This window comes from Nocardia sp. IFM 10818 (genome assembly GCF_054655275.1).
The window spans coordinates 6,122,213-6,133,535 of the sequence record NZ_BAAHJH010000001.1 but is presented as its reverse complement, the minus strand read 5'-3'; the positions used below and the strand labels follow the sequence as shown (position 1 = coordinate 6,133,535).

Here is an 11,323-nt window from a genome sequence, read left to right as displayed (position 1 = left end):
GTCCGCCGGGCCGCCGACGTGACAGGCTACGGTGATGGCCGGTCCGAATTCTGCGTGGAGGCATGTCATTCGGTGCTAGCCTGAGGCAGTCCCGGAGTGCGGCGAAAACCAAACCGTAGGTCGGGCAGTTGCTTTGCAGGATCGTCTAGGCGAGTTGCGTCGGACGTTAAACGCTCGCTGGAAACCGTGTAAGCCCCGGCTTGCTGGGCGATGGTACTGCCACGAGCAGACCTGAGACTACGGTTGCAGGCCAACCCTGGTGGAGCAATTCACCAGGTCGTGTAAGCGTGCGGCACATTCGACGCGCTTCACGAACGGAGTTAGGGAAGGTCGAGCTGTGTCGGTGAACGGTAAGGGTCGGCTGCTGGGTGCGGCAGCGGTCGGTCTGGGGGCGCTCGGCGCCGGCGAGCTGGTCGCCGCCGCCCGGGGCGGGTCGCTGATCGACGGGGTCGGCCGGGTCCTGGCCGATACCGCGCCCGTGCAGGTGGTCGAGGCGATCATCGCCATGTCGGGCGAACACGACAAGGAGACCACGCGCGCCGGGGTGGCCCTCGGCGCCGTCGCGACCTCCGCCGTGCTGGGCGGCCTGCCGGATCGCTGGCGCACCCCGGCCGCAGCGCTTTTCGGCGCGGGCGCCGCCGCCACGGCGCTGCGCGGACCGAACCCGTCGATGGCGGGCGCGCTCGGCGGTCTCGCGGCCGCCGGTGTCCTGCGCTCGGGCTTGCTCCGCCCACCGAGCCGCTTCCGCGGCGGGCTGCTCTGGGCGGCAACCGGACTCGGCTTGCTGGCCACCGCCGAAACAATGGTGCGCCGCGCCGACCAACGCCATCGCGAGCAGGTCGAACGCCTCGGTCCCCGGGCCGCGCACACCCCCATTCCCGAGGACGGTTTCGGCACCGAGCCCGGTCTCTCGCCGCTCATCACCCCGATCGGCAAGTTCTATGTGGCCGACGTGAACTCGCGCCCGCCCCGCATCGACCCCACCCACTGGCGACTGTCCATCACCGGCAAGGTCGCCCACCCGCTGCGCCTGTCCCTGCGCGATCTGGCCGAGCAGGCGGTCGAATTCGACGCCGTCATGGTCTGCGTGCACAACACCCCGGGCTCCGGCCGCGCCGGCAATGCCCGCTGGCTCGGCGTCCCCCTCACCGACCTGTTCGACCACGCCGTGCCCGAATCCGGCGCCACCCGCCTGGTGACCCGCGCCATCGACGGCTACACCATCTCCATTCCGCTCGAGCCCCTGCGCACCGGCGAGTGGCCCGGCTATCTCGTCATCGGCATGAACGGCGAGCCCCTCCCGCCCGAACACGGCTTCCCCGCCCGCGTCTTCGTTCCCGGCCTCTACGGCCAGTACACCGGCGCCAAATGGCTGACCGAACTCGAACTCTCCGACGACACCCACGTCGACTACTGGTGGAAGCGCGGCTGGACCAGCGAACCCCTCTTCGTCACCCCCCAGGCCCGCATCGACGTGGCCTCCTGCGGCACCCCCGGCTCCGGCAAGCACACCATCGCCGGCGTCGCCTGGGCCCCACCCCGGGGCGTCTCCGCCGTCGAAATCCGCATCGACGAAACCGATTGGATCCCAGTAGAACTCGGCGCCGAACTGTCCCCCGCCTCCTGGCGCCGCTGGCGCACCATCATCGACCTCCCGCCGGGCGACCACACCATCCAGGCCCGCGTGACCAGCCGCTCCGGCGAAGTCCAGGACGCCACCACCCGCCCACCCTTCCCGAACGGTCCCAGCGGCCTGCACACCATCACCATCACCGCCTGATCCACCGGAGCCGGTCGTGGTGCGGGCATTCACCGCGAATGCATGTGCACCAGTAGCCGTTCGGAGGGTGAATCGATCGGCCCCGTCGTCGCACGGCTCGCTCGATTCGCGGCCGAGCCGGCTATCGAGTGCCGTACCGGAGGCTATGCGGGCATCCAATCCGGTGACGAGGGGTCGTGGGCTGATCGAGCAACTCCGCGCGGGTGATCGCCAATCTGTGGAGGCCCGAGGGTGGGCATGCCGACCCAGCATGGCTCGGACGGCGGTGGTGATCATGACGTTTGTCATAGGTGAAGCGTGACGAACATCGGGGGCATCGTCGCCGGTCGTGGCGGAGGGTGAGGGTGTGAGCGCTGCTGCCCTGTCTCCGGCCTCGGCGGGATCTGTCGAGGAGATGGTCATGACCTGGAACGTTGCAGATTGCGGGTCGGGCGGCGGGCAGTGGTGCGGCGGCGGGAGATGAGGCGTGAGGTTGTCGTTGCCGGAGGGTTGCGGGGGGTCGGGGCCGGGTTCGGTCGGGTAGCGTCCGGCGGTGTGCGGGACAGCGAGGTGCGGGCGAGCATTGCGCGGCGGCGGCGATATGGGTGGATCTTCGCCGCTGTGTGGTCGGTCTATTTGATCGATCCGCTGCGGGAGGCGTGGGCGCTGGAAGGGGCGGCGGCGCGGTGGTACACGGTGGCGGTGGTGGTGGCGTTCGGGGTTTGCTACGTGGGAGCGTTCTGGCTCGCGTTGCGGGTTCCGGACCGGCAGGTCGACGGGGGAAACAAGGCGGAGCAGGAAGAGCGGTCGAGTTCGGTTGTGCTGCAGGGGGTGTGGCCCAATCCGGATATGCGGTTGGTGGTGCTGCCGTTGGTGGTGCTGACCGCGCTCATGGCTGCGGCGGCTGCCACGCTGCGGTTCGACGCGCTGGGGCTGGCGGTGTATCCGGCGTCGTTCATCGCGTTCGTGCTGCCGGTGCGGCGGGCGGTGCCGGTGTTGATCGCATTGATTCTGGCGACGACGGTGGTGCCGCAACTGGTGGCGGGGGAGGGGCCGGCGTGGGCGTCGATGCAGTCGATCGGGCTGGCGGCGGTCGCGGTGGGCGGGATCCGGCAGTTGATCCGGCGGAATCAGCAGTTGGATCAGGCGCGGCGGCGGTTGACGGAACTGGCGATCGCGGAGGAGCGATTGCGGGTGGGCCGGGATGTGCACGACATTCTCGGGCATTCGCTGACCGTCATCACGGTGAAGACGGAACTGGCGCAACGGCTCCTGGCGCTGGATCCCGAGCGGGCCAAGGCCGAGCTGGCGGATGTGGAGCGGCTGGCGCGGGAATCACTGGCGGGGGTGCGCTCGACGGTGGGCGGGCTGCGGGAGATGTCGCTGGCGGGGGAGCTGGCCAATGCGCGAACGGCCCTGCGCGCGGCGGAGATCGATGCCGAGCTGCCGGACTCCGACGACTTGCCGATCCGGCACAGCGTGGTGTTCGGCTGGGTGCTGCGCGAGGCGGTCACGAATATCGTGCGGCACAGCGGAGCCCGGCACGCCACGGTGCGGGTGTCGCCGACCAGTATCGAGGTGAGCGATGATGGCGCGGGCACGGCGGACGGAATCCGATTCGGCTCCGGCTTGTCCGGACTGCGGGAACGGGTGCGGGCCACCGGCGGCACCCTGACGGTGTCGAACCGGCCGGGCGGTGGATTACAGGTGCTGGCCAGCTTTCCGGCGGCCTCGACACGGGAGTTGGAATGATCAAACTGCTGCTCGCCGACGATCAGGCGCTGGTGCGCGGCGCACTCGCCGCCCTGCTCGGACTCGAACCCGACCTACGGGTCGTGGCCGAAGTCGGCCGCGGCGACGAGGTGCTCGCCGCCGTCGAACGCACCCACCCCGACGTCGCCCTGCTCGATGTGGAAATGCCCGGCCTCGACGGCATCTCGGCCGCCGCCCAACTACACGCCGCCCACCCCGGCGTCCGCATCCTCATGGTCACCACCTTCGGCCGCCCCGGTTACCTGCGCCGCGCCATCGACGCCGGCGCCGACGGCTTCGTCGTCAAGGACACCCCCGCCCGCGAACTGGCCGACGCCGTCCGCCGCGTCCATATGGGCCTGCGCGTAGTCGACCCGGCCCTCGCCACCGAAACCCTCACCGCCGGCACCTCACCCCTGACCGCCCGCGAACGCGAAGTCCTCGCCGCCGCAGCCGACGGCGCGACAGCAGCCGCCATCGCGAAAACCCTCCACCTCTCCGAGGGCACAGTCCGCAACCACCTGTCCGCCGCAATCGGCAAGACCGGCACCAAAACCCGCGCCGAAGCAGTCCGCACCGCCGAACGCCTCGGCTGGCTCTGACCCGAAAGTGAAATGCATCGACCGGGAATTGGTGGCGGGGGCTTCTCGCGAAATGCCGCCACCAGTTCCCGGTGATCATGATCGGTGGCGTGCGCAATCGGCGAGAGCGGCACGGAGGTTCGGGCCGAACACAATTGCGCCACCGAGCGGCTGGGCCGGCTGTGACGCGGAGTGAAAATACGCCGACCGGGAACTGATGGCGGGGGCTTCTCGCGAAATGCCGCCACCAGTTCCCGGTGATCATGATCGGAGGCGCGCGGAACCGGCGAGAGCGGCGTCGGGATCCGGGCCGACGCCGCTCCCGCCGCCGAGCGGCTGGGCTGGATCAACGGGTTGAACGTCCGGCCGGTTGAACGGCTGGGGCGGCCGGCGACAGTGCAGGTCAGAAGCGTCCGCCGCGGCTGATGCGGCGGGAGCCGGAGGAGCCGCCGAAGGAGCCGGGGCCGTAGCTGCCGCCTCGGCGGCCTCCGCCGCCGAAACCGCCTCCGCCGCCGAAACCTCCGCCGCTGCGGTAGCCGGTGCCCATACCGCGCAGCATGCCGTCGAGTAGGACGCCGCTGAGGATTGCTCCGGCTTGGGAGTTGGAGCTGGTCTGTTGTTGGGCTTGCCAATCGCGGACGGCGGCTTGGGCGGTGTGCAGGGCGCGGGCGCCGAGTTCGGTTGCGCGCTGGGCGAATTGCAGGGCCTGGGTGGGGTCGGAGGCGGCGAGTTGCTGGGCCTGTTCCAGGTTGCGCTGGGCTTCGGCCAGGCGGGTGCGGGGTTCGGCGTCGACGCCGCCGCGGCGGGTGCTGATGAAATCGGAGGCCGCGTTGATTTGTGAGCGGGCGGCGGTGAGGGCCTGGTCGAGGCGGCGGGCGAGTTCCTCGGCGGCGAGTTTGCGGTCGGTGGCGGCGGCGATCGCCTTGTCGAGCAGGGTGTCGGCGGCTACCGCCTGCTGGAAGGAGCCGAGGGGGTTGGTGGAACCATTGGCGGTCGCCTGGTTGAGGGCGGATTGCGCGCCGGTGGTGGCCGCGGTCAGGTCGGGGCCGCCGTGCTGGGCGAGAGTGGCGGCGGTGGCGAGGTCGCGGCGCAGTTCCTCGATGATGCCGGGCAATCCGGCGCGGGCCTGCTCGATATCGGTGGCCGCGGTGTCCACGGCGTTCAGCAGGGTGCGGGCGGCGTCGAGAGCGGATTCCGCGCCGCGAATGGCGGCCACCGCACCGCCCTGCTGGCCGACGGGCTTCGCCACCGCGTCGCGGCCCTGCTCGATGCTGCTCTCCGCGAACGCGATTCGCTCCTTCGCCATGGTCACGTTGTCGCGGACGGGAGCGAGCACCGACGGCGGGTGCGCGGCGAGCAGTCGGGTCAGCGTGGTTTCGGAGTTCGGAACGCGCGTGGTGAGATCCACGACATCGCGGGTCAGCGCGTCCAGCCGGTCCCCGGCATTGATGAGCAGGTTGCGCATGGAGTCGAATTCGCTGACCTTGGCGTCGAGTTCACGATCGGCGCGGCCGCAGCCGCCGATCAGGTCCACCAGCATGGTGCGCTGTTGCTCCGGGGTCTCCGGAATATCGTCGTCGAGCTGCTGGCGGATCGAGAACGCCTTGGCGAGCGCGTCTTTCGCGGCTTGCAGGGCCGCGGTGAACGGCGCGGTGGCGGTGGCGCCGAATTCGTCTGTGGCCAGGCGCAATTCCTCGGAGCTGGTCCGAATGGCGTTGTCGAGATCGACCAGGATCTCCTTGGACCGCGTATCCAGGGCGGCGAGCGGCAGCGCGGTCAGCGCCTTGGTATCGGCCGGATCCACATTCCGCGCGGCCTCCACCTCGGCGCGCAGCCGCCGGTTGCGCCGCATCCGCGACCAGAACCACAGCGCCGCCACCACCAGCGCCACGATCAGCAGCAGCACCAGAATCGTCCGGAAACTCACGCCGCCCTCGGCGGAATTCATCGCCTCCGACAGTCCGTTCGCGGTCGCCAGCCCGGCCCCGGCCCAATCGCCGGCGCGCAGCTTGGGCTCCACCTTGTCGATGAGCAGCCGATCCAATTCCTTGTCGGTGACCGACTCCGGCACCGTGCCGGTGAAGGCGTAGGCCCGATCCTCGACCGCGACCGACAGCAGCACGTCCCGGTCCCCGAAGCCGGAGGCGTTCGCGGTCCGATCACCCCAGGTATTCGCGTCCAGCCCGCCGAAGTCGCGCACGTACACGATCCACAGCCGCTCGTGATCCTGCGCATAGAGCGAGTCGATGGCGGTCTGCAACTCCGCGGTCTGCCCGGCGCTGAGCACCCCGGCGGTATCGGTCACATAGGTGGGCAGCCGTTGCGGCTCCTCCGCCGCGCCCGGCGCGGCGGCGAGGAACAGGGCCAGCAGGAGGCCGGTCGCGATCACGGACAGCTGCTTACGGAGCGGCATGGTTCGAATCTATCCGCCGCGATGGGGTGCGAGGAGTTTCTTCCCGCCACCCGTGTCGGCGGTGATGACTACGATCGGTGAGGTGATCACGATCGATTCCCCGTACACGGGTCATGTCTCCCCGGGCTCCAATCCGCAGCAGCGCTCGGTGCCCGGCGCGCGCATCGTGAAAATGTCGGTCGGCGGGATGGACAACAATGTCTATCTGGTGCAGTGCGCGGGTACGGGCGCGGCGCTGCTCATCGACGCGGCCAATGAGGCGGAGCGGATTCTCGAGCTGATCGGGCAGGAAGCCGCGGATCGGGTCGAGCTGCTGGTCACCACGCACCGGCATCCGGATCACTGGTGGGCGCTGCAGGATGTGGTGTCCGCGACCGGGATTCCCACGGCCGCGCACGCCCTCGACGCGGAGTCGCTGCCCGTGCCGCCGGGGCGGATCCTGGCGGACGGCGACAAGATCAGCATTGGCGCGCTGCAATTCGAGGTCATCCATCTGAGCGGGCACACGCCCGGCTCGGTGGCCTTGGCGTTCACCGACGGCGAGGGCCGCACCCATCTCTTCACCGGCGATTCGCTTTTTCCAGGTGGCGTAGGGAAAACCGGTTCGCCGGAGGAATTCACCTCACTGCTCGGTGATGTGGAGTCGAAACTGTTCGACCGGTACGGCGACGACACCGTCGTGTACCCGGGCCACGGCGACGACACCACCCTCGGAGCCGAACGCCCCGCACTGCCCGAGTGGCGGCGGCGCGGTTGGTAAAACTCCGGAACCGCGACCCCGAACCGGCATGGATGACTCGGGAAGTCGACGACGAACCCCGCGGCTGCGTCGCGGGTAGCTGGCGCTGGGCCAAGCGGCTGCTGGCCGGGGCGCTCATCATGGGCGTGCTGGTGGTGGGCGGGACGGCGGTGCGGGTGTGGCAGGTGGCCCGGATCACCGACTACTCGCCGGCGGACGCCATCGTGGTGCTCGGGGCCGCGCAGTACGACGGCACGCCGTCCACGGTATTCGAGGCGCGATTGGACCAGGCCTACAAGCTGTTCCAGAAGGGCGTGGCGCCGCTCATCGTGACCGTCGGCGGAAAACAGATCGGCGACAACTACACCGAGGCCGCCTCGGGGAAGAACTACCTCAAATCCCGTGGCATCGACGGGGATCGGATCCTGGCGGTGGAAACCGGTTCGGACACCTTGCAGAGCGTGGAGGCGGTGTCGAAAGCGCTGCTGGCGCGCGGGAAGACCTCGGTGGTACTGGTGAGCGACCCATGGCATTCCCTGCGCACCCGCACCATGGCCCGCGACGCCGGGCTGTCGGCATGGACCGCGCCGACCCGCACCGGTCCGGCGGTGTACACGCGGGAATCCCAGGCGCACGGCATCTTCCGTGAGACCTTCGCCCTGCTCTGGTACAAGCTCACCCATTATTCGGCCGACTTCAAGTACACCGCGGATCAGTGAGTCATGGACACGCGCATCGATTACGACCGGGTCTACACCGACCACGACCGGGAACGCCTGGTTCCCGAAACCGGCCGCACCGCCGGATTGAGCTGGTCGCCGACCCCCGCGCGGCGCAGTGAGTTCGCGCGCGATCGGGCGCGCGTGCTGCACTCGGCGGCGCTGCGCCGATTGGCCGACAAAACCCAGGTCATGGGCCCGCGCGACGGTGACACCCCACGCACCCGGCTCACTCATTCGCTGGAGGTCGCGCAGATCGGCCGCAGCATTGCCGACGGCCTCGGCTGCGATCCGGACCTGGTCGACCTGGCCGGTCTCGCGCACGATATCGGCCACCCGCCCTACGGCCACAATGGCGAGAAGGCGCTCGACCAATTCGCCGACGCCCACGGCGGTTTCGAAGGCAATGCCCAGAACCTGCGCATCCTCACCCGCCTGGAACCCAAGGTCTTCGACGACCAGGGCCACAGCTACGGCCTGAACCCGACGCGCGCCGCCCTCGACGCCGTCATCAAGTACCCGTGGGGCAGAACGGGTCCCGGAACGAAGTTCGGCGCCTACGACGTCGATATGGATCGCCTGGCTTGGGTCCGCAAGGGCGCGCCCGAGCGCCGCCAATGCCTGGAATCCCAAATCATGGACTGGGCCGACGATGTCGCCTACTCGGTCCACGACGTGGAGGACGGCATCATTGCCGGACGCATCGATCTGCGCGCCCTGTCCGACCCCCTCGAGCAGGCCGCGCTGGCCGAGCTCGGCGCCCGCCAACACCCTTCCCTCACCGCCGACGAGCTCATCGCCGCCGCCGGCCGCCTCTCCGAACTCCCCGTGGTGGTCGCCGCCGCGAACTACGACGGTTCCCTGGTCGCCTCGGTAGCCCTGAAACGCCTCACCAGCGACCTGGTGGGCCGCTTCGCCACCGCGGCGGTCGAGGCCACCCGCGCCGCCTTCGGGGCCCGCCAGCTCTCCCGCTACGCCGCCGACCTGGAAGTCCCGCGCATAGTCGCCGCCGAGGTCGCCGTCCTCAAAACCGTGGCCCTGCGCTACGTCCTGTCCGACCCCATTCACCAAGTGCGCCAAGCCGGTCAGCGCGAACGCATCCACATGGTGGCCAATCGCCTCCTGGCGGTGGCCCCGAACGGTCTCGACCGTCTCCTGCTGCCCTGGTGGGAGGCGGCGAAGGACGACACCGCCCGAGTGCGGGTGATCGTCGACCAGATCGCCTCGTATACCGAGAGCCGGTTGGAGCGAGTCGCCGCGGTAATTCCCTGAACCTCTGGCCGAAAGTCCGCTTCGTCATTCCGGCGCGCTTTTGGCCGGAATCCATCCGGCCGGTGTGGATCCCGGCCGAGAACATGCCGGGATGACAAGTGAAACTCTGGCCAGCCGAGTCGAATACGTGGCCACCGGTTGCCGACACGGGGACGGCGCGGTTCCTCAGTTCGCCGAGTGCATCTCCAGATAGTGGGCGATGCTGGCTTCGGGTGCGCCGTCGGCGACGATGCGGCCTTCGTCGAAGACGAGGACGCGATCGAAATCGGTGAGCAGGTCGAGATCGTGGGAGATGACCACGACCTGCTGGGGGAGTTCGTGCAGCAGGGTGGTGATGCGGCGCTTGTTGCGCAGATCGAGCAGCGTGGTCGGTTCGTCGAAGATCACGTACCTCGGGCGCACGGCCAGCACGGCGGCGATGGCGAGCATCTGCTTCTGACCGCCGCTGAGCAGGTGCGCGGGGTGATCGCGGTAGTCGCTCAGCCCGTATTCGCCGAGCACCTCGGTGACCCGATCGGCGATCTCCGCCTTGCCGAGTCCGTGATGCTTGAGCCCGAAGGCCAGATCCTCGGCCACGGTCGGCATGACGATCTGCACATCCGGATCCTGGAAGACGAAACCGACCTGCCGGCGAACCGCCTTGCCCTGCTTGCGGGTATCGAGCCCGTCCACCCGCACCTGGCCTTCGGTCGGCACCTGCAGACCATTGAGCAGTCGCGCGAAGGTGGATTTCCCGGAGCCGTTCGAGCCGATGACGGCGATCCGGTCCTCGCGCAGCGTCAGATCGATCCCGCGCAGCACCTCGCGCTCGCCGAAGCGATGCGAGACGCCGGTGAGCTCGATCATGCGCGCGCCGGGATCAGCGGATAGGCCCGGCGGACCGCGATGGCGGCCAGCGAGCCGATCACCGTCTTGACCACATCGCCCGGGATGAACGCCACCGAGGTCGTGATCGCCTTGCTCAGCGGGATGTCCGCCGCGACCGCCATCCACGGAATTCCGATGAGGTACAGCACGATCGCCCCACCCAGGAAGTTGATCGCCAGCGCGATGGCCAGGTTGTACCGCTTCCACAGCCGCTCGGTCAGCAGTCCGATCACGAACGCGCCGATCGGATAGGCCAGCACGAACCCGCCGGTCGGCCCGAAGATCACCGACAGCCCGCCGCGCCCGCCGGGCAGCACCGGCAACCCGACCAGGACCAGCACCACGAACAGCAGAATCGCCAGCCCGCCGCGCCTGGCTCCCAGAATCGACCCCGCGAGAATCACGCCCAGGGTCTGCGAAGTGAACGGCGCGAACGCTCCCGGCAGTTGAATCAGCGGAAAGAACCCGAGCACGACCATAATCGCCGCAAACAGCGCAATCTGCGCCAAATCCCTACTTCGCACCGACGCATCCTAAGGGCATCCTGATCCGCCTCCACCAGCGCGTCTGTCCGGGCGATGGTCAGTCCAGGCCGCGGGCGTCGAGCGCCTCGCCCACGTTGTCCGCCATGCGGAGGGTGCGGATCAGCAGCGGGACCAGGAAGACCGTGCTGCGCTCGATGCCGCGCGCACGCTGGGCCGACCGGACCAGTTCGGCCTGTTCGCGTATGACGGGAATGAAGCGAATGGTCATGGCGACCAGCAGGCCGACGCGCTCGGGCCGGACGCCGAGCGGTCGCAGTGGGCCGAGCGCCTGCTCGACGGTGTCGATCATGGCCGAGGTGCGAGTGGTCAAGGTCACCAGATTGGCCAGCAATACCAGCGTGAGCAGGCGTTCGCCGACCAGCACCGCCGCCTGCCAGCCGGTGAAGATCACCTGCGCCAGCATGATCAACGCCAGGAACGGTGCCAGCCCGAGGGTTTGGCGGGCGGTCGCGCGCCACGGAATCCGGGCGAGCGCGTACAGCCCGAGCACCACGGTCAGCGCGACCGCCAGCCACCGGATCGAGGAGACGAAGAACAGTGCCGTGCCCGCCGCCGCGAGCACCAGCAGCTTCGTCCCGGCGGGGACGGCGTGCACCGGTGTCCGGGCGGGGTGATAGAGGCTGAGCACCGGTAGATCCTGGCATGGCGGCGAGCGGCCATTCGGTCCGGTGTCCAG

Annotated in this window: 10 protein-coding genes; 6 read left to right on the top strand and 4 right to left on the bottom strand. The window is 69.3% G+C overall.

Features of this window, described 5'->3' with window-relative positions; translation table 11 throughout:
- Window positions 1-343 precede the first annotated feature (343 nt).
- The 3 genes from ACYQ5L_RS28600 (at window position 344) to ACYQ5L_RS28590 (ending at window position 4,113) form a co-directional block, all read left to right on the top strand.
- The gene (locus ACYQ5L_RS28600; protein WP_459961335.1) at window positions 344-1,780 is read left to right on the top strand and encodes a molybdopterin-dependent oxidoreductase; all 1,437 of its coding nucleotides are present in this window, start codon (window positions 344-346) and stop codon (window positions 1,778-1,780) included.
- 534 nt (window positions 1,781-2,314) lie between these two features.
- Complete coding sequence (locus tag ACYQ5L_RS28595) at window positions 2,315-3,511, top strand: sensor histidine kinase (protein ID WP_459961334.1); 1,197 nt, start codon at window positions 2,315-2,317, stop codon at window positions 3,509-3,511.
- Window positions 3,508-4,113: a response regulator gene (locus ACYQ5L_RS28590; protein ID WP_459961333.1), complete on the top strand. Its 606-nt coding sequence runs from the start codon at window positions 3,508-3,510 to the stop codon at window positions 4,111-4,113. The genes ACYQ5L_RS28595 and ACYQ5L_RS28590 overlap by 4 nt, the downstream gene beginning before the upstream one ends.
- Window positions 4,114-4,495: 382 nt before the next feature.
- Here ACYQ5L_RS28590 and ACYQ5L_RS28585 read toward each other — a convergent pair whose 3' ends face one another.
- The gene (locus ACYQ5L_RS28585) at window positions 4,496-6,505 is read right to left on the bottom strand and encodes a TPM domain-containing protein (RefSeq protein ID WP_459961332.1); all 2,010 of its coding nucleotides are present in this window, start codon (window positions 6,503-6,505) and stop codon (window positions 4,496-4,498) included.
- Between the two features lie 64 nt (window positions 6,506-6,569).
- Between ACYQ5L_RS28585 and ACYQ5L_RS28580 the strand changes: the two genes are divergently transcribed.
- Genes ACYQ5L_RS28580 through ACYQ5L_RS28570 form a run of 3 tightly spaced genes read left to right on the top strand, consistent with a single transcriptional unit; the run spans window position 6,570 to window position 9,235 of the window.
- Window positions 6,570-7,265: an MBL fold metallo-hydrolase gene (locus tag ACYQ5L_RS28580; RefSeq protein WP_459961331.1), complete on the top strand. Its 696-nt coding sequence runs from the start codon at window positions 6,570-6,572 to the stop codon at window positions 7,263-7,265.
- Between the two features lie 32 nt (window positions 7,266-7,297).
- Window positions 7,298-7,963, top strand: coding sequence for a YdcF family protein (locus tag ACYQ5L_RS28575; RefSeq protein ID WP_459961330.1), 666 nt, complete (start codon window positions 7,298-7,300; stop codon window positions 7,961-7,963).
- A gap of 3 nt (window positions 7,964-7,966) precedes the next feature.
- Window positions 7,967-9,235: a deoxyguanosinetriphosphate triphosphohydrolase gene (locus ACYQ5L_RS28570; RefSeq protein ID WP_459961329.1), complete on the top strand. Its 1,269-nt coding sequence runs from the start codon at window positions 7,967-7,969 to the stop codon at window positions 9,233-9,235.
- A 165-nt stretch (window positions 9,236-9,400) separates the two neighbouring features.
- On the opposite strand, the gene ACYQ5L_RS28565 is transcribed toward ACYQ5L_RS28570, so the two are convergent.
- Genes ACYQ5L_RS28565 through ACYQ5L_RS28555 form a run of 3 tightly spaced genes read right to left on the bottom strand, consistent with a single transcriptional unit; the run spans window position 9,401 to window position 11,275 of the window.
- Complete coding sequence (locus ACYQ5L_RS28565; RefSeq protein ID WP_459961328.1) at window positions 9,401-10,081, bottom strand: energy-coupling factor ABC transporter ATP-binding protein; 681 nt, start codon at window positions 10,079-10,081, stop codon at window positions 9,401-9,403.
- Window positions 10,078-10,626: a biotin transporter BioY gene (locus ACYQ5L_RS28560; RefSeq protein ID WP_459961327.1), complete on the bottom strand. Its 549-nt coding sequence runs from the start codon at window positions 10,624-10,626 to the stop codon at window positions 10,078-10,080. The genes ACYQ5L_RS28565 and ACYQ5L_RS28560 overlap by 4 nt, the downstream gene beginning before the upstream one ends.
- A gap of 58 nt (window positions 10,627-10,684) precedes the next feature.
- Window positions 10,685-11,275 (bottom strand): energy-coupling factor transporter transmembrane component T family protein, encoded by a 591-nt coding sequence (locus ACYQ5L_RS28555; RefSeq protein WP_459961326.1) that lies wholly within the window; start codon window positions 11,273-11,275, stop codon window positions 10,685-10,687.
- Between the last annotated feature and the right edge of the window lie 48 nt (window positions 11,276-11,323).